Annotated in this window: 21 protein-coding genes; 11 read left to right on the top strand and 10 right to left on the bottom strand. The window is 62.6% G+C overall.

Annotated features, from left to right (window positions below; all coding sequences use genetic code 11):
- Nucleotides 1-46: 46 nt before the first annotated feature.
- Nucleotides 47-724, bottom strand: a complete 678-nt coding sequence (locus YUO_RS0139290) for an OmpA family protein (RefSeq protein WP_028352007.1) — start codon at nt 722-724, stop codon at nt 47-49.
- Between the two features lie 149 nt (nt 725-873).
- Nucleotides 874-2352: a caspase family protein gene (locus YUO_RS0139285; RefSeq protein WP_028352006.1), complete on the bottom strand. Its 1479-nt coding sequence runs from the start codon at nt 2350-2352 to the stop codon at nt 874-876.
- 473 nt (nt 2353-2825) lie between these two features.
- On the opposite strand from YUO_RS0139285, the gene YUO_RS0139280 reads away from it, so the two are divergent.
- From YUO_RS0139280 to YUO_RS0139270, 3 genes are read left to right on the top strand one after another with little or no spacing between them, the layout of a single operon-like run.
- Nucleotides 2826-3632, top strand: a complete 807-nt coding sequence (locus YUO_RS0139280; protein WP_028352005.1) for an N-acyl homoserine lactonase family protein — start codon at nt 2826-2828, stop codon at nt 3630-3632.
- Between the two features lie 12 nt (nt 3633-3644).
- Complete coding sequence (locus YUO_RS0139275) at nt 3645-4526, top strand: NAD(P)-dependent oxidoreductase (RefSeq protein WP_051379891.1); 882 nt, start codon at nt 3645-3647, stop codon at nt 4524-4526.
- 12 nt (nt 4527-4538) lie between these two features.
- On the top strand, nt 4539-4883 hold the full coding sequence (locus YUO_RS0139270; RefSeq protein ID WP_051379890.1) for a RidA family protein: 345 nt from the start codon (nt 4539-4541) through the stop codon (nt 4881-4883).
- Between the two features lie 24 nt (nt 4884-4907).
- On the opposite strand, the gene YUO_RS0139265 is transcribed toward YUO_RS0139270, so the two are convergent.
- On the bottom strand, nt 4908-5435 hold the full coding sequence (locus tag YUO_RS0139265; RefSeq protein ID WP_035728648.1) for a MarR family winged helix-turn-helix transcriptional regulator: 528 nt from the start codon (nt 5433-5435) through the stop codon (nt 4908-4910).
- Nucleotides 5436-5560: 125 nt separating this feature from the next.
- On the opposite strand from YUO_RS0139265, the gene YUO_RS0139260 reads away from it, so the two are divergent.
- The 5 genes from YUO_RS0139260 to fahA all read left to right on the top strand — a co-directional run bounded on the left by YUO_RS0139260 (nt 5561) and on the right by fahA (nt 11177).
- Nucleotides 5561-7174 (top strand): FAD-dependent oxidoreductase, encoded by a 1614-nt coding sequence (locus YUO_RS0139260; RefSeq protein WP_028352001.1) that lies wholly within the window; start codon nt 5561-5563, stop codon nt 7172-7174.
- Between the two features lie 9 nt (nt 7175-7183).
- Nucleotides 7184-7411 carry a DUF2783 domain-containing protein gene (locus YUO_RS0139255; RefSeq protein ID WP_028352000.1) on the top strand — a complete coding sequence of 76 codons (228 nt, stop codon included), beginning with the start codon at nt 7184-7186 and terminating at the stop codon, nt 7409-7411.
- Between the two features lie 37 nt (nt 7412-7448).
- Nucleotides 7449-8405, top strand: a complete 957-nt coding sequence (locus YUO_RS0139250) for an MBL fold metallo-hydrolase (protein ID WP_028351999.1) — start codon at nt 7449-7451, stop codon at nt 8403-8405.
- Nucleotides 8406-8408: 3 nt separating this feature from the next.
- A complete protein-coding gene (gene hmgA / locus YUO_RS0139245) occupies nt 8409-9755 on the top strand; it encodes a homogentisate 1,2-dioxygenase (RefSeq protein WP_028351998.1) in 1347 nt (448 codons plus the stop codon).
- Between the two features lie 150 nt (nt 9756-9905).
- Nucleotides 9906-11177: a fumarylacetoacetase gene (gene fahA / locus YUO_RS0139240; RefSeq protein WP_028351997.1), complete on the top strand. Its 1272-nt coding sequence runs from the start codon at nt 9906-9908 to the stop codon at nt 11175-11177.
- Nucleotides 11178-11310: 133 nt separating this feature from the next.
- Here fahA and YUO_RS0139235 read toward each other — a convergent pair whose 3' ends face one another.
- Both YUO_RS0139235 and YUO_RS0139230 read right to left on the bottom strand, forming a co-directional pair.
- Nucleotides 11311-11622, bottom strand: a complete 312-nt coding sequence (locus tag YUO_RS0139235) for a DUF1272 domain-containing protein (RefSeq protein ID WP_028351996.1) — start codon at nt 11620-11622, stop codon at nt 11311-11313.
- 84 nt (nt 11623-11706) lie between these two features.
- On the bottom strand, nt 11707-12174 hold the full coding sequence (locus YUO_RS0139230; protein WP_028351995.1) for an Lrp/AsnC family transcriptional regulator: 468 nt from the start codon (nt 12172-12174) through the stop codon (nt 11707-11709).
- Nucleotides 12175-12296: 122 nt separating this feature from the next.
- On the opposite strand from YUO_RS0139230, the gene hppD reads away from it, so the two are divergent.
- Nucleotides 12297-13415 (top strand): 4-hydroxyphenylpyruvate dioxygenase, encoded by a 1119-nt coding sequence (hppD, locus tag YUO_RS0139225; RefSeq protein ID WP_028351994.1) that lies wholly within the window; start codon nt 12297-12299, stop codon nt 13413-13415.
- A 100-nt stretch (nt 13416-13515) separates the two neighbouring features.
- Here hppD and YUO_RS0139220 read toward each other — a convergent pair whose 3' ends face one another.
- The 4 genes from YUO_RS0139220 to YUO_RS0139205 form a co-directional block, all read right to left on the bottom strand.
- Nucleotides 13516-14625, bottom strand: coding sequence for a CaiB/BaiF CoA transferase family protein (locus tag YUO_RS0139220; protein WP_028351993.1), 1110 nt, complete (start codon nt 14623-14625; stop codon nt 13516-13518).
- A 164-nt stretch (nt 14626-14789) separates the two neighbouring features.
- Nucleotides 14790-15590 carry an FAD binding domain-containing protein gene (locus YUO_RS0139215; protein WP_028351992.1) on the bottom strand — a complete coding sequence of 267 codons (801 nt, stop codon included), beginning with the start codon at nt 15588-15590 and terminating at the stop codon, nt 14790-14792.
- A 14-nt stretch (nt 15591-15604) separates the two neighbouring features.
- Nucleotides 15605-17944, bottom strand: a complete 2340-nt coding sequence (locus YUO_RS0139210) for a xanthine dehydrogenase family protein molybdopterin-binding subunit (RefSeq protein ID WP_028351991.1) — start codon at nt 17942-17944, stop codon at nt 15605-15607.
- Nucleotides 17945-18027: 83 nt separating this feature from the next.
- Nucleotides 18028-18513 (bottom strand): (2Fe-2S)-binding protein, encoded by a 486-nt coding sequence (locus tag YUO_RS0139205; RefSeq protein ID WP_028351990.1) that lies wholly within the window; start codon nt 18511-18513, stop codon nt 18028-18030.
- 494 nt (nt 18514-19007) lie between these two features.
- On the opposite strand from YUO_RS0139205, the gene YUO_RS0139200 reads away from it, so the two are divergent.
- Entirely contained in the window at nt 19008-20978 is a 1971-nt protein-coding gene (locus YUO_RS0139200) for a methyl-accepting chemotaxis protein (RefSeq protein WP_083754912.1), read from the top strand.
- Nucleotides 20979-21126: 148 nt separating this feature from the next.
- Here the strand turns inward: YUO_RS0139200 and YUO_RS0139195 are convergent, their stop codons facing one another.
- Nucleotides 21127-21477: a DUF3175 domain-containing protein gene (locus YUO_RS0139195; RefSeq protein ID WP_051379888.1), complete on the bottom strand. Its 351-nt coding sequence runs from the start codon at nt 21475-21477 to the stop codon at nt 21127-21129.
- 423 nt (nt 21478-21900) lie between these two features.
- Here YUO_RS0139195 and YUO_RS0139190 point away from each other — a divergent pair, with 423 nt between their 5' ends.
- Nucleotides 21901-23400 (top strand): MFS transporter, encoded by a 1500-nt coding sequence (locus YUO_RS0139190; RefSeq protein WP_035728643.1) that lies wholly within the window; start codon nt 21901-21903, stop codon nt 23398-23400.
- The last annotated feature ends 5 nt before the right edge of the window (nt 23401-23405 follow it).

Here is a 23405-nt window from a genome sequence, read left to right as displayed (position 1 = left end):
CTGCGGGACGTATTGTAGCCGGAAACTATTGCTCGGCGCCACGCCCTTACTTGTTGGATGCGTTCGACGCCGTGGCCTTGTTTTCCATGTTCACGACTTGGACGCGGCGGTTCACTTCCGCCAGCGGCTGGCTCGGATCCTTGAGCTTGCTCTTGCCATATCCGACGGTGACGAGATCGGTGCCGTTGATGCCGTATTTATCGACGAGATAGCGCTTGATGGCGTCGGCGCGACGCTCGGAGAGATCCTGATTATAGGCTTCGCCGCCGGCCGCATCGGTGTGGCCTGCGACCACAAAGGTCGAGCCCTTGAGGTCGTTGTTGGTAAGCGCGCGGCCGAGTGCCTGAACCGACGGCAGCGACTTCGCGCTGATATCGGCTGAGTTGTAGTCGAAGTTGATTTCCAGATCGATCTTCGGCTTGTCCTTGACGATGGTGGCGATCTCCTCGCGCTCGGCGATCGAAAGCGAACGCGTGGAGCGACCGCGGAATTTCTGAACTAATTTGCTCTCGGCGGCGGCTGCAGTCGGGTCGACGGTCTGCTGCGGACCGACCGAAAGGCCACGGGTCAGCGGCTTCTTTTCGGGTGCCAGCGCGCGGATGATCTGGTCCTCGGTGACGTTCCTGTCCTGGGCGAGCGCGGTCCCCGCACCCAAGGAAACAGCGCCGACCGCCGCAACCGAAACGATTGCGGCAAAGGTTTTCGTTGCTGAGAAAGTTGCCATTACCAGTCCCCCTCCTGCGGGCTTCCCACGCGGTTCTAAGGTCATCCAAATGAGCTGCCGGACCCTTTTGGTTTGGCCGGTTGCTTTTCTTTAGTCTGGGCGCCCGCCGCAGGGTTCGAGGCGCCGCCAGCCTTGTACCTAAAAAATCGTCACTGCACCCCGTAATCGGCGAATTCCTTAACGATATTGGGGTCCATTGCCTTCGCATTGTTAATATCGAGATCGCCTTCCGAAATCGAGCCGTTGCGCTTCTTGGCAAGACCGCGGCCGTACAGCGACGACGTCAATCTCGGGTTGATCTTGAGGGCGGCATCGAAATCAGCAATTGCATTCTTGTTCTGGCCGCTTTTCAGGTTGACGAGGCCGCGGCTGTCGAGCGCGTCGACGAAATTCGGCCGCAGCCGCAACGCCTCGTTGCAATCCTTCAGTGCTGCCTGCAGGTCCCCGATCACCGTGCGGGCCCAGCAGCGGTTGTTGTAAGCTTCCACATCCTTCGGATTCAGCCGCAGCGAATTGTTGAAGTCCTTGATGGCGAGTTCGTAGGCGCCCTTGCTCGCATAGACCTGTCCGCGCCGGTACAGCGCGGCCGCATCGTCCGGATTGTCGTTGAGCCTGGTAGTCAGGTTCTTGATGGTCGGGTCGTCCGCCAGCGCAACCGCAGTCGGGCTTGGGCTCTCGGTTGGCTTGGCCGGCGGCGGAGGCGGAGGAATCGCGGCTTCAGCCGGCTTCGGCGGCGCCGGAGGAGGCGGTGGTGGAGCAGGCGCGGCCACCTGGGGCGCGGCAGGTGCGGGAGCAGGGGGAGGAGCGGGTGCAGGCGCGGGAGTCGTTGGCGCTGCGGCCACCGGAGCTGGCGGCGGGCCCGCCGGCCGCGGACCGCCGCTGGGAATAAAGGAGAAATCCTCGGCCAGCGATGACGAGATCCACGGCACCTGCTCCTGGCGCGAGGCGCGGGTGACGCCGACGCGGGTGCGGTTCAGCGTTTCCTCCGCCATCAAATCGGGCGTGCGGATTTCCTTCAGCAGCTCTTTCACAAACAGGCTGCGGTCGCTGCCATTGTCGGAAACGACCGACGAGAGCGCGGCCGAATACATCACCAGCGTACCGTTCGGCGCGATAACCGGCGCAAGGCCGGCGGAAAAGCTGCGGAACCGGCGCTCGAACGGATTGCGCCTGCTGGCGTCGATCAACGCGATCTTGACGCCCGCGCCGCGGCTGTTGATCTCCCCCAACACGGTTTCGAGGCTGAAACCGTCGCGGCGAACGTCGGCCTCGGTCCAGATCTGCGCATCGACGGGGATCATGTAGCTCTGGCGGCTCGACTGCACGCCAAAGCCCGAAAAGAATAGCAGCGCGACCGAGCCGGGCTTGATTTTGCCGTACAGCCGCTCGAAGGCGCGGCGCATCTGCTCGCCGGTCAGGTTTTCGCCGATATCGACATTGAAGCCGTCGCGCTTGAGCTCTTCGGCGATGTCGCGCGCATCATTGATCGGTTCCTTCAGGGGCGCCTCGGCGTCCGGATATTTCGCGTTGCCGATCACCAGCGCATACCGTTCGCCGGCTGCGAGCGACGGGGCTACCGACGCGACCGCAAAAATCAGGGAAAGGAGCAATACTAGGCGGGTTTTCATATTGACGGCAATCCAGCCAAAATGGCGCCGTTACCAGCTTGCGCCGCGGCGACCTTACTCTACGCACTCTGCATTATCAAACCGCGCGCACAGCCCGTCAACTGCTTGCGATCTCGTCACTAATTGCGACGATAAACAGTGTTGACGGGCGGCAACACCTTAGGCGTGACTTGGTCTGTGCAACCGGTTCCCGATCTGCTCGACCATCCTTTCGGCTGCGTCCGAATGCGACGGTCATACCCCGCCACCGGGTCTCGCCTTTGGCGAGTCCCCGCCGCGGCCTATCGAGTCCATCGCTGCTGCTCTGGAGCGGATCACCTGCGGTGACGGAAATGTGACCCCTCTCACATAATGCTCTGCAACGCCACGCGGTCCGCGCACCGCGTTTGACCTTTGTAGACGACAATGGCTTGCTGCCGGCATCGGCCAAGCTCAGCAAAGAAAAAGTTCAGCACAAAAGAAAAGTGACACCGATGGGAAACGCCTACGAGATCTATGCCCTGCGCTATGCGACGATGTCGCCGCGCACTCCCCATTTGAATTTTCTGATCCCCGATCCGCACGAAACCACGGCGCAGGATCTGGATTACTTCGTCTGGCTGGTCAGAGGGGGCGGCCGCGACATCCTGGTCGACACCGGCTTCAATGCCGAAGAGGCCAAGGCGCGTTCGCGCAAACTCACGCTCAATCCGGTCGACGCACTGGCCGATTTTGGTGTCGCCGCTGACACGATTCGTGACGTGATCGTCACCCATCTGCATTACGATCACGCGGGCAATCTCGACCGATTTCCCAATGCTCGGTTTCATCTGCAGGACCGCGAGATGAGCTACGCGACCGGGCGCTGCATGTGCAACGGCATGCTGCGGCATCCGTTTTCGGTCGAGCACGTCACCACCATGGTGCGCCACGTCTATGGCGAGCGCGTCACCTTTCATTCCGGCGACGGCGAAATCGCCCCCGGCGTGACGGTGCATCGCGTCGGCGGCCATTCCGATGGCCTGCAGGTCGTGCGCGTCGAAACTGCGCGGGGGCCGGTGGTGCTGGCGTCGGACGCGTCGCACTACTACGCCAATTTGCACAAGCGCAGCCCGTTTCCGATCGTCTACAATGTAGGCGACATGGCGCAGGGCTGGGAAATCGTCGAACGGCTGGCCGGCCATCCCGATCGCTTCATTCCCGGCCACGATCCGATCGTCAGCGAGATCTACCCACGCGCCAGCGATAAGGTCGATGCGTTCGCGCTGCACCTGGCGCCATCGCGGTCGTTTGCTAAGTAACGAGCGGTCGTAATGACAGCGTACAACACGATCGGCTTCATCGGCCTCGGCGTGATGGGCGAGCCGATCTGCCGCAATCTGGTGAAGAAGAGCGGCAAACGCGTGATCGCGTTCGATCTTGCGGCCGAGCCGCTGGCGCGGCTGCGGGCCGAGGGCGCGCAGGCCGCAGGCACCGTCGCCGACGTCGTCAGGCAAAGCGACTTGCTGTTGCTCTGCCTGCCCAGCGCCAAGCACGTGCGCGCAGTGTTCGAGGGCGACGGCATTCTGGCGAACATCCGCAGCGGCCAGGTCGTCGTCGATCTCGGTACGTCGTCGGTTAGCCAAACCCGTGAGTTTGCCAAGCTGCTGCAGGCCAAGGGTGCATCCTGGGCCGACGCGCCGATCGCGCGCACGCGCCAGGCGGCGCAGGACGGCACGCTCAGCGTGATGGTTGGCGCGACGCCCGCGCTTTATGCCGATATCGAGTCACTGATCCGTTGCTTTGCCACTGACGTCACCCATTGCGGCGACGTTGGCGCGGGGCAGGTGACGAAGATTCTCAACAACATGGTGCTGTTCGAAACCGTCAACGCGCTCGCTGAAGCGGTCGCTGTCGCGAAGCATAATGGTGTCGACCCAAAGCTCTTGCTCGATACGCTTTCCAAGGGCTCGGCCGACAGTTTTGCGCTACGCAATCACGGCATGAAAGCGATCGTGCCGGGCAATTTTCCGGAGCGCGCGTTCTCGACCGAATATGCGCTGAAGGATCTTTCCTATGCGCTGGAGCTCGCGGCCGATGCGGGATTGAGAATCCGCGGTGCGGAGCTGGTCGGCACGGTGTTGCAGGAAGCGATCGATGCCGGCTCGGGGGACAATTACTTTCCGGTGATCGCGAAACATATTGGCGGTCGCTAATCGGAGACGATCATGATTCAACGCTTTGCCGGGCTTACACCAACCCGCAGCCGCGCCGTCGCGCACGACGATCTGGTGTTCACGGTGGCTGTCGCGCCCGACCCGGTCACTCCGTCGATGTACGAGCAGAGTGTAAGGGCGCTCGCCCGGATCGACGAAAGCCTCGCATTGTGCGGGACGGACAAGAGCAAGATTCTCTCGGCCATCGTCTACATCGCCGACATCAAGCGGAAAGGCGAGATGAACCGTGCCTGGGATGAATGGGTCGATACCAAGAATCCGCCAGTGCGCGCCTGCATCGGCGTCGATCTCGAGCCGCCGCATATCGTGGAGATCGTGGTGACGGCCGTGAAGTGAGCCTCGGCACAGCGCTCAAGCTGGTCAGTACGCCTCCTTCGCGTCCGCCTCTTCGCTGGTCTGCACCAGGTCGAGGCTCGCCTCGATCTTCCCCAGCAGCCGTGCGAAATCTTTGCGCTCCTGCGCGGACAGGCAGGAGAGAATCTCGTGTTCCCTGCGCAGCAGGCGTGGGATCAATTCCTCATAGAGCGCTTCGCCCTGGTGGGTCAGACGCAGACGGAATTCGCGGCGGTCATCCTCGTTCTCGACGCGCTCGATGATCTCTCGCTTCATCAGCGAGGTGACGGCGCGACTGATGGTGGATTTGTGGGTGCGGGTGCAGTGGGCGATGTATTGCGCGCTGCAGGCATCGTGACGGAAGCCGAGCGTCGCCAGCACGCGCCATTCCGGAATATCGAGCCCATAGCGCTCCGCATACTCGGCCGAGAGTGCGGAGCTGACTTCCGCTGCCAGCCGGTTGAGCCGGAACGGCACGAATTTGAAGAGATCCAGTCGTACGGCCCTTTTTGGGGCGCTCTCTTCCCGCGGACCGACCGCCATTTCGCCTGACATCGCTTTTGGCAAGAATCGCCTCGATTTGAGTTGACGCCGGACCCGGCCGGGGGTTTAAGATAGTTGCAAATGAGACTAATTTAGCAGGGTCGCAGGCCCTTGGCTAGTCACGGGATTGAGCCCGCATGGCTCTGACTAAAACCCAGTTCGGCTATCGTCGCCACCCCGATCAGGATCGTGCGGGTGCGAACGTGGCCGAGCACGCGATCGTCGTGGTCGGCGCAGGTCCAGTAGGGTTGTCGCTGGCGATCGATCTGGCGCAGCGCGGGCAATCCGTCGTGCTACTCGACGACGCTGACCGGATCGGCGAGGGCTCGCGGGCGATCTGCTTCTCCAAGCGCTCGCTCGAATTCTGGGACCGGCTCGGCATCGGCCAGCGCATGATCGACAAGGGCGTGGTGTGGAGCGTCGGCAAGATCTTTCACGGCGATTCCCAGCTCTATCAGTTCAACCTGCTGCCCGAGGAGGGCCACAAGCGGCCGGCCTTCATCAACCTGCAGCAATTCTACGCTGAGGCCTATCTGGTCGATCGTGTCGAGGAACTCTCCGAGATCGACCTGCGCTGGCGGAACAAGGTGACCGGGCTCGAGCCGCACAACGACCATGTGGTGCTGTCGATCGAGACGCCGGACGGCCCCTATCGGTTGTCTGCGCAATACGTGATCGCCTGCGATGGCGCCCGATCCTCGTTGCGGCGGATGGTGGGCGCGGAATTTTCCGGCCAGGTGTTCGAAGACCAGTTCCTGATCGCCGATGTCAAGATGACCGCGGCATTTCCGACCGAGCGCTGGTTCTGGTTCGATCCGCCGTTCCACGCCGGGCGCTCCGCACTTCTGCACAAGCAGCCCGATGATATCTGGCGGATCGACCTGCAGCTCAGCCGGGATGCCGATCCGGCGGTGGAAAAACTGCCGGAGAACGTGCGGCCGCGCATCGCCCGCATGCTCGGTCATGACAAGTTCGATTTCGAATGGATCTCGCTGTACAAATTCCAGTGCCGGCGGATGAACAAGTTCATCCATGGCCGGGTGATCTTTGCCGGTGATGCCGCCCATCAGGTCTCGCCGTTCGGCGCGCGTGGCGCAAATTCCGGGCTCGAGGACGCCGAGAATCTGGCGTGGAAACTCGACCGCGTGCTGCGGGGTATCTCGCCCGAGGCGCTGCTTGAGAGCTACCACATCGAGCGCAGCGCCGCGGCCGATGAGAACATCCGCGAATCCACCCGCTCGACCGACTTCATGGCGCCTAACTCCCACCAGGAGGCGCGGTTGCGCAAGGCGGTGCTATCGCTCGCCCGGGAAACCGAGTTCGGTAAGCGGATGGTGAATGCGGGCCGTCTCTCGACGCCCTCGATCTACGAAACGCCGCTTTCGACCGCCGATAGCGATTCCTGGCGCGGCGGCCCGCGTCCCGGCGCCTCGATGCCGGACGCGCCGGTTGCAGGCCGGACCGGCGAACCGATGTATCTCACCGATGCTTTCATCGGGGCGGGAACGGGGTTCACGCTGCTGGAGTTTAGCAATGGTGCTGCGCCGGAATTGCCTGAGGAAATAGCCACGGTCCGGATTGGCGGCAAAGGCGGTCTGGCCGATTCTGCAGGTCTTGCCGCCAGGCGCTACGACGCTGAGCCCGGCACGGCCTACCTGCTGCGTCCCGATGGCTACGTCGCGGCGCGCTTTCGGCATCCGACCCGGGCGGCACTCGACGCCGCGCTCGCGCGTGCCGCCGGCCACAACTGAGGTTTCGTCATGGCGCTATCGACCAGTTCGAACTTTGCCAAGCCTGATGACGCGTGCCGCGCCATCGTCGAGGCACATCGTGGACTGAACGACGAGCAAAGCGCCGATCTCGATGCGGCACTGGTCCTCATCCTCGCCAATCACATCGGCGATCTCGATGTGCTGAAGGAAGCGATTGCGCTCGCCGCTCGGCGGATGCTCGATGCGGGCCAACAGCAACAGCAGCAACAGCAATAATAATTCGCGTCTTAAAACGAAGTCAGGAATCTAATTGATGGCTAAAGGTTTTGCGTCCACCACCGATCTCGCGGAGAAGAAGATCACCTTCTCCGAAATCGGCACTGATCTTTACGCGTTCACCGCCGAGGGCGATCCGAACTCCGCGATCATTGTCGGCGACGACGGCTGCCTGGTGTTCGACGCGCAGGCGACGCCGGCGATGGCGAACAAGGTGATCGAGCGCGTTCGCACCGTTACCGATAAGCCGATCAAATATGTCGTGCTGTCGCACTATCACGCCGTGCGCGTGCTCGGCGCCTCCGCCTACAAGGCGCAGGGCATCGTGGCGTCGGCCGAAACCTATCGGCTGATCGAGGAGCGCGGCCAGCAGGATTGGGATTCCGAATACGGCCGCTTTCCCCGCCTGTTCCAGGATGCGCAGAGCATTCCCGGGCTGACCTGGCCGACGCTGACCTTTGAAGGCGAGATGTCGATTTACTTAGGAAAACGCGAGGTGCGGCTGATGCAACTCGGCGCCGGGCATACGTCGGGCGACATCGTGGCCTGGGTGCCGGATGCCGAGGTGATGTTTTCTGGCGATCTCATCGAATATCACTCGGCCTGCTATTGCGGCGATGCGCATTTGCGCGAATGGCCGATGACGCTGAATGAAATCCGCGCTTTCAATCCGAAGGCGATCGCGCCGGGCCGCGGCGACGCCCTGAAGGGACTTTCGACCGGGCGCGACGCGATCGCGATGACGCGCGACTTCGTCACCACGCTGTATGGCGCCGCGGAAAGCTCGGTTGCCAAGGGCCGCACGCTGAAAGAGACCTTTGCCGCGACGCGCGAGGTGATGGACCCGAAATTTTCCAGCTTCGCCATCTACGAGCACTGCCTGCCGTTCAACGTCTCGCGCGCGTTCGACGAGGCTTCGGGAATAGACGATCCCGTGATCTGGACCGACAAGCGCGACCAGGAAATGTGGGCCGCCCTGCAAGGAGGAGGATAGACCATGAATATCAACACCTCGCCTGATCAGATCGTTCGCAGCACCGCACAACTGACGCCGGGCTATATGTCCGGTTTCGGCAACAGTTTTGAAACCGAGGCCTTGCCCGGCGCGCTGCCGATGGGCCGCAACTCGCCGCAGCGCTGCGCCTACGGGCTCTACGCCGAACAGCTCTCCGGTTCGCCCTTCACCGCGCCGCGTGGCAGCAATGAGCGCTCCTGGCTCTATCGCATCCGCCCATCGGTGAAGCATTCGGGCCGCTTTGAAAAGGTCGATGCTGGGCTGTGGCGCACCGCGCCGTGCCACGAATATGACTTGCCGATCTCGCAACTCCGCTGGGGTGCGGCGCCGATCCCGAAGGAAGACAAGACTTTCCTGCAGGGCGTGCAGACCATGACGACGGCGGGCGACGCCAATACGCAAGGAGGGATGGCCGCGCACGTCTATCTCATCACGAAGTCAATGGTGGATCAGCATTTCTACAATGCTGACGGCGAGATGATGTTCGTGGCCCAGCAGGGCAACCTGCGTCTCGTCACCGAGTTCGGCCGCATCGATATCGAGCCGGGCGAGATTGCGGTGATCCCGCGCGGCGTGAAATTCCGGGTGGAGATTCCTAATGGACCTGCGCGCGGCTATCTCTGCGAGAACTACGGCGGCGCCTTCACGCTGCCGGAACGCGGGCCGATCGGCGCCAATTGCCTCGCCAACTCGCGCGACTTCCTGACGCCGGTGGCCAGCTATGAGGACAAGGACACGCCGACGGAACTGTACGTGAAATGGGGCGGCTCGCTGTTCAAGACGACGCTGCCGCATTCGCCGATCGACGTGGTGGCGTGGCACGGCAATTACGCGCCCTACAAATACGATCTGCGCACCTTCTCGCCGGTCGGCGCCATCAGCTTCGACCATCCCGATCCCTCGATCTTCACGGTGCTGACCTCGCCGTCGGAAACGGCGGGTACCGCGAATATCGACTTCGTGATTTTCCCGGAGCGCTGGGCGGTCGCCGAAAACACCTTCCGCCCGCCCTGGTATCACATGAACATCATGAGTGAGTTCATGGGGCTGATCTACGGCGTCTACGACGCCAAGCCGCAGGGCTTCGTGCCCGGCGGCATCAGCTTGCACAACTGCATGCTGCCGCACGGCCCCGACCGCGAGGCCTTCGATCACGCCAGCAATGGCGAGCTGAAGCCGGTGAAGCTGACGGGCACCATGGCCTTCATGTTCGAGACGCGCTTTCCGCAGCGGGTGACCCAGCACGCGGCGACGTCGGCAACGCTGCAGGACGACTACGCCGATTGCTGGAAGGGCCTCGAGAAACGGTTCGATCCGAATAGGCGTTAGCACTCTGCTCGTCATTCCGGGGCATCGCGCAGCGATGAACTATAGTGCGCAATTGCGCACCTGAGAATCTCGAGATTCCGGGTCTGGTCCTTCAGACCATCCCGGAATGACGGCGGTTAGAGTTTGTCGCGATATCAGCAGGACAACATTGTGCCCCACCCCAACGATCCCAAACTCCGTTCCTTCATCGACATCGCGCTCGATTCCCATTTCCCGATCCAGAATCTCCCTTACGGCGTGTTCTCCGCCAAGGACGGGCTCGCCCCGCGCGTCGGCGTGGCGATCGGCGACTACGTGCTCGATCTCTGGCAACTCGCGCGGGACTGCCGCTTTGATCTGGTTGAGCCGGCGGTGTTCGCCGCGCCTCAGCTCAATCCGTTCATGGCGCTGGGACCAAAAGTCTGGTCGAGCACGCGTGCGCGGATCAGCGAGCTTTTGCGGCACGACCATCCCGAGCTGCGCGACAACGATGCCTTGCGCAAGCGCGCGCTGGTGCCGATGGCGGACGTGAAGCTGCACATGCCGTTCACGGTCTCCGGCTACACCGATTTCTATTCGTCCAAGGAGCATGCCACCAATGTCGGCGTGATGTTCCGCGGCAAGGACAATGCGCTACAGCCGAACTGGCTGCATATGCCGATCGGCTACAACGGCCGTGCCTCGACCGTCGTGGTCAGCGGCACGCCGGTGCGCCGGCCGCGTGGGCAGTTGAAGCCGCCGACGGCTGACGTGCCGAGCTTTGGGCCATGCAAGCGGCTCGATTTCGAATTGGAGATGGGCGTGGTGGTCGGCCAGCCGTCGGTGATGGGCGAAATGCTCACCGAGAAGCAGGCCGAAGAGATGATCTTCGGTTTCGTTATCCTCAACGACTGGAGTGCGCGCGACATCCAGCAGTGGGAATATGTCCCGCTCGGCCCGTTCCAGGCAAAAGTATTCGCGACCTCGATCAGCCCGTGGGTGGTGACGCGCGAGGCGCTGGAGCCGTTCCGTCTTCATGGCCCTGCGCAGGATCCGAAACCGCTGCCGTACTTGCAGCAGACGCAGCCGAACAATTACGACATGGCGCTCGAGGTCGACTTGCGCGCCGCGCCGATGAAGACGCCGAAAAACATCAGCCGCACCAATTTCAAATACATGTACTGGTCGTCGGTGCAGCAGCTCGTGCACCATGCTTCATCCGGCTGCGCCATGAATGTCGGCGATCTCTTAGGCTCCGGCACCATCTCCGGTCCGGAGAAGGACCAGCGCGGTAGCCTGTTGGAGATAAGCTGGAACGGCACCGAGCCGGTCGAGCTGGCCGAGGGCGTCAAGCGCTCCTTCCTGGAGGACGGCGACTCGCTCGTGATGCGCGGCTGGTGCCAGGGCCACGGCTACCGCGTCGGTTTTGGCGAGGTCGAGGGCACGATTTTGGCGGCGAGGTAGCCGTCATTGTGAGGCCGTAGGGTGGGCAGAGGCGCGTAGCGCCGTGCCCACCATTCTTAATCCAGCAAGCCGACGGATGGTGGGCACGCTTCGCTCTGCCCACCCTACGGCACCTCGCAATGACGGGGATAGTTCACCGCTCCTGCGGCGGAATATCCCTTAAGAGGGCGCAGTGCGCGGCGATATCGTCAAGCGGATATTTTAAATGCACCCGCTTGTCCGACGGCAACTGCTTGGTGACGCATACACCCGGCCGCCGTTCGGTCGCGGGCCGGATCGGCCGCCGCTCAAAGCCGCCGCCGCAGTTCGGGCAAACATTGTGCAGCTTGGTCTCGACGCAATCCGCGCAGAACGTGCATTCATATGAGCAGATCCGCGCGTCGATCGCATTCGGCGGCAGGTCCTTGTCGCAATATTCGCAGTTCGGTCGGAGTTGCAGCGCCATGGTGGCCTCGTGACGTGATTCCGTTGAGATCATCGCAAATCGGCCAGAAAACGCGAATGACGAATTTCCCTCGAATTGCGCCATCTAGGCTTTCAACGGCAGCCTCGCGCTTTCCTTCAGCCGGTCCAGCACGACCGACGAGCGCACATGCGCGACGCTCTGGTGCGGCATCAGCACGTTGTTGACGAGATCGGAGAGGTCCTTCAAGTCGCGCAGCACCACTTTCAGCACATAGTCGGCGTCGCCCGTGAGCGAATAGGCCTCCTGGATGTCGTCGACGCGGTTGACCAGCGCGCGAAACTTCTTGGCGTTGTCGGGCGAATGCGTCGCCAGCGTAATGTGAATGAAGGCGATCAGGTTGAAGCCGAGCGCCTCGCCGGCGAGGTCGGCGTGGTAGCCGGCGATGACCTTTTCCTCCTCGAGCCGCATCCGACGCCGCGAGCATTGCGAGGCAGACAGGCCGACCAGGTCGGCCAGTTGCTGGTTGGTCAGCCGGCCGTCGTCCTGCAGCGCGGCCAGCATTTTGAGGTCGAAGGCGTCCACGGGGATCATGCGTCAATTGCCGGTTTCGTGCACGAATTGTGCGAGATGATAGCCTAACGCCCCTCGGTTTGCATGCACTTTGCGCCCGCTTCGCCCGATATTGATCTAGATCAATTCAAGGGAGATTCGCCATGGGTCCGTTTCCGCACGATGCCCCGGCCGCCACCATCAGCGCCGACAACCCGATGGGCACCGACGGCTTCGAGTTCGTCGAGTATGCGCATCCGAACCCGGAAGAACTGCACGCGCTGTTCAAGCTGATGGGCTATGCGCCTGTCGCCCGCCACAAGACCAAGAAGATCACGGTCTATCGTCAGGGTGACATCAATTATCTCGTCAACGAGGAGCCGGGCACCCATGGCCATGGCTTCGTCGCGGCGCATGGGCCTTGCGCGCCGTCGATGGCGTTTCGCGTGGTCGACGCCAAGCAGGCCTACGAGCGTGCGCTCTCGCTCGGCGCGGAGCCGGCTGATGTTTCGTCCGCCCAGAAGACGCTCGACGTTCCCGCCATCAAGGGCATCGGCGGCAGCCTGCTTTACTTCACCGACCGTTATGGCGCCAAGGGATCGGCCTATGATCTGGAGTTCGAATGGCTTGATACCCGCGATCCTCGGCCCGCTGGCGCCGGGCTCTATTACATCGATCACCTCACCCACAACGTCCATCGCGGCCGCATGGACGTCTGGACCGGCTTCTATGAAAAACTGTTCAACTTCCGCCAGATTCGCTTCTTCGACATCGAGGGCCGCGCGTCCGGCCTGTTCTCGCGTGCGCTGACCAGCCCGGACGGCAAGATCCGGATCCCGATCAACGAGGATGCCGGTGACTCCGGACAGATCGAGGAATATCTCAATATCTATCGCGGCGAGGGCATCCAGCACATCGCCTGCGGCGCGCGGAACATCTACCGCACCGTCGAGACGCTGCGCGAGGCGGGATTGCCGTTCATGCCGTCGCCGCCGGATACCTATTTCGAGAAGATCGACGCGCGCCTGCCGCAGCACGGTGAGGACGTCGCCCGCCTGCAGCGCGACGGCATTCTCATCGACGGTGAGGGCGTGGTTGATGGTGGCCACACCAAGGTGCTCTTGCAGATCTTTTCCGCGAACGCCATCGGGCCGATCTTCTTCGAATTCATCCAGCGCAAGGGCGATGACGGCTTTGGTGAGGGCAACTTCAAGGCGCTGTTCGAATCGATCGAGGAGGATCAGATTCGGCGAGGCGTGTTGAAGGTGGATACCGCGGCGTAGGAACTTCGTAGGGTGGGCAAAAGCGCAGCGTGCCCACCATTACGAGCACCGTACTGAATGGTGGGCACGGCGCGAAGGGCGCCTTTACCCACCCTACGGTTCATCGCTTGGTCCACGCATCAGTCAGTTCGGCAATCTCCGCCTTCTCCGCATCCCGGATCGCCGACGGCGTGCGCGAGAAGCGTGGCGCGGGCGCCGGTTGCGTCACGCCGTGGCGCTCGACGAAAATCTTCCGCGCCGCCATGTGCGGATGATCAGGCGCTTCCGCCATGGTCAGGATCGGTGCGAAGCAGATGTCGGTGCCTTCCATGATCTTGCACCAGTCTTCGCGCGTCTTGCTCTTGAACACTTTCGTCAGCTTCTCCTTCAACGCCGGCCAGGCCTTGCGGTCCATCTGCGCGTCGAAATCGGCGTCGGTGAGGCCGGCATGCTGGCGCAGCAGCGCGTAGAACTGCGGTTCGATCGAGCCGATCGAAATGAAGTTGCCGCAGGAACATTCATAGACACCGTAGAAATGCGCGCCGCCGTCGAGAAAATTCTGCTCGCGGCCTTCGACCCAGCGGCCGATCGCGGTCATGTCGAAGAACATCGACATCAGCGACGCCGCGCCGTCGCACATCGCGGCATCCACCACCTGGCCCTTGCCGGACTTCGACGCTTCCAATAGCGCCGCCAGCACGCCGACCACGAGATAAAGCGCGCCGCCGCCGAAATCGCCGACCAGGTTGAGCGGCGGCACCGGCTTTTCCTTAGGTCCGATCGCCGCAAGCGCGCCGGTGACCGAGATGTAGTTGATGTCATGGCCGGCCGCGTGCGCCAGCGGGCCTTCCTGGCCCCAGCCGGTCATCCGGCCGAACACCAGCCGCGGGTTGCGCGCCATCACCACATCGGGTCCGAGGCCCAGCCGCTCCATCACGCCGGGGCGAAAGCCTTCGATCAGCGCGTCGGCATGGCTAAGCAGATCCAACACCTGCGCGACCGCGGCTTTGTCCTTGAGGTCGATCTCGACCACTTTCCGGCCGCGCCCCGCCACCGACGTCAAATTCTTCTTCGCGCCGACGCGGTCGAGCGTGACGACTTCCGCGCCCATGTCGGCCAGCATCATGCAGGCAAACGGGCCCGGGCCGATGCCGGCGAATTCGACGATGCGGAAGCCTGCGAGCGGGCCGGAGGTGCGGGTGGCGGATTGGGTGGCTGGTTGATCGAGCACGTTGTTTTCTCTCCCAAGGGAACGTCTTAATTAGTTGATTAGCTAAATTGTCCCGCCGAAGCGAGAGCGTGGCAAGCCCTCTTTTGCTGAAAATCTGGTCAAAAACAGAGCGGCGCGCATCACTGCGCGCCGCTCAATATCAAAGTCGCGCGTTCAGGCGCTGATCAGCTCGCCGCGGTCACTGCGCGCTGCGCCATCACCTTAACCAGGTTGGCGCGATAGTCCGAGGTGCCGTGAATGTCATTCATCAGGCCGTCGGCGGAAATGTTGACGTTATCGAGCGCGGCGGCCGACCAGTTGGCCTTCAGCGCCGCCTCGATCGCCGGCACCCGCATGACGCCGTTTTGCGATGCGCCGGTGGCTGCGGCGCGGACGTCACCCGCCGGGGTTTTTGCGACGAACACGCCGGTCAGGGCGAAGCGCGACGCCGGATGGTTGAACTTCGCGTAGCCCGCTTTGTCCTGAACCGGGAACGATACCGCAGTGATGATTTCGCCATCTTCCAGCGCCGTCGAGAACAGGCCCTTGAAGAAATCATCCGCCGATATCGAACGCTTGTTGGTCTTCACGGTGGCCCCGCACGCCAGCACCGCCGCCGGATAGTCGGCCGCGGGATCGTTGTTGGCGAGCGAGCCGCCGATGGTGCCGCGATGCCGCACCGCCGGGTCGCCGATCAGCGAGGCGAGGTAAGCCAATGCCGGGATCGCCTTTTGCACGGTTTCGCTTGAGGCCACGTCGGAATGGGTCGTCGCCGCCTTGATCATTATTCCGTCCCCGGTTGGCTCGATGCCGACCAGCTCCTTGATCTTGCAAAGATCGATGACGTCCGAGGGCGAGGCCAGCCGCTGTTTCATCACCGGGATCAGCGTGTGGCCGCCGGCCAGATATTTCGCATCCGAACCCTTGGCGAACAGGCTTGCGGCTTCGTCGACCGAAGAGGGGCGGTGATAGGTTGTCTGATACATGATGCTTGCTCCTCTCAGCCATGGATCGCATGCCAGACGCGATCGGGCGTCGCTGGCATTTCGAGCTTGTTGTTGTCGATTGCATCCGTGATGGCGTTGATAACGGCAGCCGAAGCGCCGATCGCGCCCGCCTCGCCGCAGCCCTTGACGCCGAGCGGATTGCCCGGACATAGCGTCGTCGTGTGCGACAGCTTGAAGGAGGGCAGGTCATCCGCGCGCGGCATGGTGTAATCCATGAACGACGCGGTCACGAGCTGGCCGGATGAGTCGTACACCACGCCCTCCAGCAGCGCCTGGCCGATGCCTTGGGCAAGGCCGCCATGGACCTGGCCCTCGACGATCATCGGATTGATCAGCCGGCCGAAATCGTCCGCCGCCACGAAGTTGACGAAGGTGCTTTTTCCGGTGCCGGCATCGACTTCCATTTCGCAGATATAGGCGCCGGCCGGGAAGGTGAAGTTGGTCGGGTCGTAGAACGCGCCCTCCTTCAGGCCCGGCTCCATGCCGTCAGGCAAATTGTGCGCGGTGTAGGCCGCGAGCGCGACCATCGGCAGCGCCAGCGACTTGTCGGTGCCGGCGACTTTGAACTCGCCGTTCTCGATGACGATGTCGTTCTCGGAGGCCTCGAGCTGGTGCGCTGCGATCTTCTTGGCTTTCGCCTCGACCTTTTCCATTGCCTTCAGGATCGCGGTGAGACCGACGGCCGCCGAGCGCGAGCCGTAGGTACCCATACCGAACTGCACCTTGTCGGTATCGCCATGGACGATCTGGACCTGGCTGATGGGCACGCCGAGCCGATCGGCAATGAGCTGGCAGAACGTGGTCTCGTGGCCCTGGCCGTGGCTGTGCGATCCCGTCAGGATCTCGATGGTGCCGACGGGATTGACGCGCACTTCCGCTGATTCCCATAAGCCGACGCCGGCGCCGAGGCTGCCGACCGCCTTTGACGGCGCAATGCCGCAGGCCTCGATGTAGCAGGAGATGCCGATCCCGCGCAGCTTGCCTTCGGATTTGGCCTTCGCCTTGCGTGCCGGGAAACCGGCGTAATCGATCGCCTTCATCGCTGCATCTAGCGAGGCGTGGAAGTCGCCGATGTCATAGGCCATGATCACAGGCGTCTGATGCGGAAACTGCGTGATGAAATTCTTCTTCCGCAACTCCGCTGGATCGACCTTCAACTGCCGCGCGGCCGTCTCCATCAGCCGTTCCACCACAAAACTTGCCTCGGGCCGGCCTGCGCCGCGATAGGCGTCGACCGGAACAGTGTTGGTGTAGACGCTGATCACCTCGGCGAAGATGTTGGGAATGTTGTACTGGCCCGACAGCAGCGTCGCATAGAGGTAGGTCGGCACCGAGGAGGAGAACAGCGACATGTAGCCGCCGAGATTGGCGTAGGTCTTGACGCGCAAGCCGGTGACCTTGTTGTCCTTGTCGAACGCCATCTCCGCCTTGGTGAGGTGATCGCGGCCATGGGCGTCGGTCAGGAAGGCTTCGGTGCGGTCGCCGGTCCACTTTACCGGACGCCCGACCTTCTTGGAGGCCCACAGCGCCACCATCTCCTCGGGGTAGATGAAGATTTTTGAGCCAAAGCCGCCGCCGACGTCGGGCGCCACCACCCGCAGCTTGTGCTCCTGCGCGATATTGTAGAACGCCGACAGCACAAGCCGGGCGACATGCGGATTCTGCGAGGTCGTGTAGAGCGTGAAATGCTCTTCGGGCTCGTTATATTCCGCGATCGCCGCACGCGGCTCCATCGCGTTCGGCACCAGGCGATTGTTGGTGATGTCGAGCGAGACGACGTTGGCTGCCGATTTGAAGGCGGCATCGGTCGCGGCTTCATCGCCAATGGTCCAGTCGTAGATCACATTGCCCGGCGCTTCCGGATGCAGTTGCGGCGCGCCCGGCGCGATCGCGGCGCGAATGTCAGGAACGGCAGGCAATTCCTCATAGTTGACGACCACGGCTTCAGCCGCGTCGCGAGCCTGGTTCTTGGTCTCGGCGATCACCACCGCGACCGCCTGGCCGACGAAGCGCACGGTCTCCGGCGCCATCGCCGGCCATGCACCCATCTTCATGCCGGTGCCGTCCTTGGAGGTAATGGCCCAGCCGCAGATCAGATTACCGATCTTGTCGTCGACGACCTGCTGGCCGGTCAGCACGCCGACCACGCCCGGCATCTTCATCGCCTCTGACGTATCGATACTCTTGATCTTGGCATGTGCATGCGGGCTGCGGATGAAGTGTGCGTGGGTCATGCCCACCAGCTTGATATCGTCGACGTAGCGGCCCTTGCCTGTGATGAAGCGGCGGTCTTCCTTGCGCACGACGCTTGCGCCAATGCCTTCAACGCCCATTGTGTCCTCCCGACCGGAATTGTTGTTTCCGCGATTTCCAGCGAAACGCGGAGTTGAATTCGAAAAATGTTGGCCTGCGGCGGCTATTCTGCCGCCTGCGCGACCTTCATGCGCCCAGCCGCGTCGAGCACCGCCTTGACGATGTTGTGGTAGCCGGTGCAGCGGCAGATATTGCCTTCCAGCTCGTGCCGAACGGTCGCCTCGTCGAGATTGCCGCTATGGCGGTGCACAATATCGATCGCCGACATAATCATGCCCGGGGTGCAGTAACCGCACTGAAGGCCGTGATTGTCACGGAAAGCAGCCTGCATCGGGTGCAGTTCGTCGCCCTTGGCGATGCCCTCGATGGTGGTCACGTTGGAGCCGGCGGCCTGGCCGGCCAGCACGGTGCAGGATTTCACCGCCCGGCCGTCGATATGGACAACGCAGGCGCCGCACTGGCTGGTGTCGCAGCCGACATGCGTGCCGGTCAGGTTCAAATGGTCGCGAAGGAGATGGACGAGAAGGGTCCGGTCTTCGACCTCGGCCGAGACGGCCTTGCCGTTTACCGTCAGCTTGACTGTAGACACGCGTGGTACCTCCCGATGTTTTATAATTATTCCAATTAGAAACAGCGGCGAAGGAACTTGCAACTAGGATTTTGGTCGGCGCTGTCATTGTGATGACATTGGCGAGAAGCGTGCGCGTGCCGAAGACTCTCGACGCGAATTTTTCTTACCCTCCCCTGGAGGGGGAGGGTCGGCTCACATGGAGCGTAGCGAAATGTGAGACGGGGTGGGGTGATCTCTCCACTCGGGTACTGTTGGGTGTGGAGAGACCGTCACCCCACCCCGCCGCTCATTACATGAGCGTCGACCCTCCAGGGGAGGGTAAGCCTGGCCCCCTCGCAAGTTTTGCCTAGATTTACCCGCCCTTATCCATTCTGCCTTAACTTTGCGCACCGGATCGGGGGCTGGGCCTCCGATGCCTGTTTTTCAGAACGAAAACGGGGGGTGACGTGCGATTTCTGAAGCGTGGCGGCTCGTCTTTCAAGCTCCCGACCCTGCGGTTCCGCGCCAAGATCATGCTCGGCTTTGCCGTCGTGCTGGCGATTTCGGCCGCCAGCATGGGGTTTGCCTATCTCGGGTTCGAGCGGGTTTCGGCCGGCGTGGAGTCCTACCGGCGCAGCGTGCTGGAGGCCGACCTGTCGCGCGACATCGACCGTGAGCTGATTTCCTACCGCTCGCTCGCGCGCTATTTCGTGGCGACCGGAAAAGAAGAGGACGGCAAGGCGGCGCTGGCCGCCGAAGCCGGCCTGAAGGACGCAATCATTGCCTCGATGAAGGGGACCACCAATCCGACGCGGCTCGAGCAGGTCGCGAAATTGGAGCGGGAGTTCCGCGCCTTCACCAAGATTTTCGCCGACATCGTCAAGGTCAAGGACGAGAGCGCGCGCATCACGCAGAACCAGCTCACCCGCACCGGCAACTCGCTGCGCTACAAGCTGGACGATCTTCCGAGCAATGCCGAGGATGACGAAATGCCTGTCATCACTCTCGGCGCGAAGAAGGTGACCGAGCAGTTTCAGGCGGTCACTGCGCTTGCCAATACGTTCGTGGTCAATTCGGACAAGACGGTCGCTGCCAGCGCAATGGCGCGCCTGAAATTCGTCGAGAACGCGCTCAAGGCGATTTCGTCGAACAACGAAAAGATCCGCGAGGGGATCAAGGAAATCTCCGGCATGCTGGAGGAGTACCAGAAGTCGCTCGCCAAGCTGGTCGACAATTCCAAGGAGATCGACGAGCTGACGTTGGAAATGACGGAATCGGCCGCCGCCATCAACAAGGGCTCGGGCGCCATGAAGTCGGACCTCTTGGCCGATCAGAAGCGGCTCGAAGCCGAGTCGGATGCGACCATCGGCGAGACCGAGCGGCTGATCCTGATCCTTGCCGCCGGCGGCTTTCTGCTCGGCTGTGTCTGGGCCTTCTTCCTCGGCAAAGGTATTTCCCGGCCGATGATTGTGATGTGCAACGCGATGCGCGAACTCGCCGCCGGCAATTTCGAAGTCGTGCTGCCCGGCCTCGGCCGCAAGGACGAACTGGGCGAGATGGCCAGCGCGGTCGAGGAGTTCAAGGTGCAGGCGATCGCCCGGGCCGAGCGCGACGCCGCCACCCAGGAAGCGCAGAACAAGGCGGCGAGTGCTGCGCGCCGCGCCGAACTCATTCGCTTCGCCGACGAATTCGAAGCCGCGGTCGGCGCCATCGTTTCCAACGTGTCGTCCTCGGCCGTGCAGCTCGAATCCGCTGCCGGCAAACTGACGCGGACGGCGGAAACCACCCAGAGCCTCTCGAGCCAGGTCGCCGGCGCCTCGGAAGAAGCCTCCACCAACATGCAGTCGGTGGCATCCGCGACCGAGGAACTGTCGGCTTCCGTCGACGAGATCGGGCGCCGCGTCAAGGAATCCAGCCAGATTGCGGAAGCCGCCGTGCGTCAGGCCGAACAGACCGACGGGCGGATCGGCAGGCTGTCGCGTGCCGCGCAGGAGATCGGCGACGTGGTCAAGCTGATCACGGCGATTGCCGAGCAGACCAACCTTTTGGCACTGAACGCCACCATCGAGGCCGCCCGCGCAGGCGATGCCGGCCGCGGCTTTGCCGTGGTTGCGTCCGAAGTCAAATCGCTCGCCAGCCAGACGGCGAAGGCGACCGACGAGATTTCCAATCACATCTCGGGCATGCAGGGCGCGACGCAGGAATCGGTCGCCGCGATCAAGGAGATCGGCGGCACCATCGGCCGGATCTCCGACATCGCCGCGACGATCGCCAGCGCCGTCGAGCAGCAGAGCGCGGCAACGCAGGAAATTGCGCGCAGCGTCCAGAACGTCGCGGAAGGCACGCAGGAGGCAGCCGCCAACGTCATGCACGTCAATCGCGGCGCGACCGAAACCGGATCGGCGTCCGAGGAAGTACTGAATTCGGCCCGCACGCTATCCAGCGAAAGCACGCGCCTTCGCGAAGAGCTCGACCGCTTCATGGCGAATATCCGGGCGGCGTAGCCGTCGCCACTCTCTATCGTCATCGTCGCCCCTGCGAACGCAGGGGCCCATAATCACCGCTCGGAGTCGTTGAGGCAAAGCTGTCCACCGCGTGCCCTTACGGCGGCCGCGGCGTATGGGTCCCTGCTTTCGCAGGGACGACGCGAAACTACTCCCTCCCGAACTGGTGCTTCAGCTCCACCTTCGCGCGCTCCAGCCGCGCGCGCTGTGTTTTCGGCAACGTCTTGCCGGCGCGGTTGATGTAGAAGGTCAGCATCGAAAGCGCCGAGCGATAGGCGCCTGACTTGCGGCGCGTACTGTGCTCGGCGGAGCGCTTGAGCGATGCCGCGATCTTCTTCGCGCTGGTCTGCTTGAAGACGCCGCGCTTCAGATCGAGCGCGTCGCTCTCCTGTGTCACGCGTTGCGACCACCGTTTCGGTGATGATTTCTTCGCCGTTGTCGTGCGGCTGCTCTTCCGGGCTGCGGTCTTCCGTGGTGTGGTTTTTCGCCGTTCGGCCATGTTCGACCTCCATTGCTGTTTTGCCGAAAACGGTCGCCCGATTATTCGGTTCCCTTGATGCGTCGCGAGAACGCGAAGTCGTATTCAGTCGTGCGTGCTGAATACCGCCTTCGCGGGTATGACAGTCGTTGTGAGCTGCGGTACTTCAACGTCATTGCGAGCGCAGCGAAGCAATCCATTGTCACCTCATGCGCCGAAAGATGGATTGCTTCGCTTCGCTCGCAATGACGTGGAGAGGCCGGCGTGAAACCTCGCGCACGCATAGTGCACGGCAGCAGCTATGCAATTTCGCCATGCGGAAGTCTCAGGAACCGCACCCTCCGAGAGGCGTTATCTTCACGGCGGGCATCAAGTTTGCCGCAATTGAGCGTGAAAACCCTGGGGCTGGGGCGTTCCGGGGTGCTTTTTCATTGGCCAAATCCGATGGATGTGAAAGCGATATGGCGGGGGGCGGCAGTGGCTGAAAGCGCGTCCATTACGTCGCTGGAGCAGGGCAATGCTCGCGTCATCGAGACCAGCATACCCACGCGGCTCGATTGCCTGCGCTGGGGCGGCTTTCATACCCGCGTCGTGGCCGCTCTCGGCATCACCTGGATTCTCGACGGGCTGGAAGTCACGCTGGCGGGCGCCTTGTCGGGCGCGCTGAAGGAGAGCCCGACGCTGCAATTTTCGAATTTCGATGTTGGTCTCGCCAACAGCGCCTATCTCGCCGGCGCCGTGCTCGGCGCCCTCGGTTTCGGTTGGCTGACGGACCGGATCGGGCGCAAGAAACTGTTCTTCATCACTCTCGCGGTCTATCTCAGTGCGACCGCCGCCACCGCGCTGTCGTGGAATGTCGCGAGTTACGCGCTGTTTCGTTTCCTGACCGGGGCGGGCATCGGCGGCGAATATACCGCGATCAACTCGACGATCCAGGAACTGGTGCCGGCGCGCTACCGCGGCTGGACCGACCTGGTGATCAACGGCAGTTTCTGGATTGGGGCTGCGGTCGGAGCGGTCGCCGCCATCGTACTGCTCGATCCCAACGTGCTCGCGCCGGATCTCGGCTGGCGGATGGCCTACTTCATTGGCGCCGCACTCGGCCTGGTCATTTTCGTGATGCGGATGTGGATTCCGGAAAGCCCGCGCTGGCTGATGATCCATGGTCGTCCCGAGGAGGCGCACGCGATTGTCGACGGCATCGAGAGGTCGTCGAAGAGACATCCTGATCATGAGGCCGACGAAATATTCCCGAAGATCCGCTTGCGGATGCGCAGCCACACGCCGCTTGGTGAAGTGGCGCGAACGCTGTTCACGACCTATCGGCAGCGTTCGCTGGTTGGACTGGTGCTGATGGCCTCGCAGGCGTTCTTCTACAATGCCATCTTCTTCACCTTCGCGCTGGTGCTGACCGATTTCTTCGGTATTCCGTCAAACGACGTCGGCTGGTACATCCTGCCTTTTGCGGCGGGCAATTTCCTCGGGCCGTTGTTGCTCGGCCGGCTGTTCGATACGCTCGGTCGCCGCACGATGATCGCGGCGACCTATGGCATTTCCGGCCTGTTGCTCGCGCTGTCGGGCTACCTGTTCTCGATTGGCGCCTTAAGCGCGCAGACCCAGACCATCGCCTGGATGGTGATCTTCTTCTTTGCCTCGCCGGCGGCGAGTGCGGCCTATCTGACCGTCAGCGAGACGTTTCCGCTGGAAGTGCGCGCGCTCGCGATTGCGCTGTTTTACGCGATTGGAACGGGCATCGGCGGCGTGGTGGGACCGGCCCTATTCGGCGCCCTGATCGATACCGGATCGCGCAACACCGTTTTCGCCGGCTACCTGTTAGGGTCGGCATTGATGATCATAGCCGCCGCTGTCGCGTGGCGGTACGCGGTTGCGGCCGAGCGCAAATCGCTCGAATCTGTCGCACGGCCGCTCGCATGTGTGGAGTAGGATGA

It is taken from the genome of Bradyrhizobium murdochi, assembly GCF_000472965.1.
Taxonomy (GTDB): domain Bacteria; phylum Pseudomonadota; class Alphaproteobacteria; order Rhizobiales; family Xanthobacteraceae; genus Bradyrhizobium; species Bradyrhizobium murdochi.
The sequence above is the reverse complement of the archived record's forward strand: the minus strand, read 5'-3'. Positions and strand labels throughout refer to the sequence as shown.

Coding starts and splice junctions, on each gene's coding strand:
- YUO_RS0139290 (WP_028352007.1), bottom strand. CDS start 724: ATGGCAACTTTCTCAGCAACGAAAACCTTTGCCGCAATCGTTTCGGTT.
- YUO_RS0139285 (WP_028352006.1), bottom strand. CDS start 2,352: ATGAAAACCCGCCTAGTATTGCTCCTTTCCCTGATTTTTGCGGTCGCG.
- YUO_RS0139280 (WP_028352005.1), top strand. CDS start 2,826: ATGGGAAACGCCTACGAGATCTATGCCCTGCGCTATGCGACGATGTCG.
- YUO_RS0139275 (WP_051379891.1), top strand. CDS start 3,645: ATGACAGCGTACAACACGATCGGCTTCATCGGCCTCGGCGTGATGGGC.
- YUO_RS0139270 (WP_051379890.1), top strand. CDS start 4,539: ATGATTCAACGCTTTGCCGGGCTTACACCAACCCGCAGCCGCGCCGTC.
- YUO_RS0139265 (WP_035728648.1), bottom strand. CDS start 5,435: ATGTCAGGCGAAATGGCGGTCGGTCCGCGGGAAGAGAGCGCCCCAAAA.
- YUO_RS0139260 (WP_028352001.1), top strand. CDS start 5,561: ATGGCTCTGACTAAAACCCAGTTCGGCTATCGTCGCCACCCCGATCAG.
- YUO_RS0139255 (WP_028352000.1), top strand. CDS start 7,184: ATGGCGCTATCGACCAGTTCGAACTTTGCCAAGCCTGATGACGCGTGC.
- YUO_RS0139250 (WP_028351999.1), top strand. CDS start 7,449: ATGGCTAAAGGTTTTGCGTCCACCACCGATCTCGCGGAGAAGAAGATC.
- hmgA (WP_028351998.1), top strand. CDS start 8,409: ATGAATATCAACACCTCGCCTGATCAGATCGTTCGCAGCACCGCACAA.
- YUO_RS0139235 (WP_028351996.1), bottom strand. CDS start 11,622: ATGGCGCTGCAACTCCGACCGAACTGCGAATATTGCGACAAGGACCTG.
- YUO_RS0139230 (WP_028351995.1), bottom strand. CDS start 12,174: ATGATCCCCGTGGACGCCTTCGACCTCAAAATGCTGGCCGCGCTGCAG.
- hppD (WP_028351994.1), top strand. CDS start 12,297: ATGGGTCCGTTTCCGCACGATGCCCCGGCCGCCACCATCAGCGCCGAC.
- YUO_RS0139215 (WP_028351992.1), bottom strand. CDS start 15,590: ATGTATCAGACAACCTATCACCGCCCCTCTTCGGTCGACGAAGCCGCA.
- YUO_RS0139210 (WP_028351991.1), bottom strand. CDS start 17,944: ATGGGCGTTGAAGGCATTGGCGCAAGCGTCGTGCGCAAGGAAGACCGC.
- YUO_RS0139200 (WP_083754912.1), top strand. CDS start 19,008: ATGCTCGGCTTTGCCGTCGTGCTGGCGATTTCGGCCGCCAGCATGGGG.
- YUO_RS0139195 (WP_051379888.1), bottom strand. CDS start 21,477: ATGGCCGAACGGCGAAAAACCACACCACGGAAGACCGCAGCCCGGAAG.
- YUO_RS0139190 (WP_035728643.1), top strand. CDS start 21,901: ATGGATGTGAAAGCGATATGGCGGGGGGCGGCAGTGGCTGAAAGCGCG.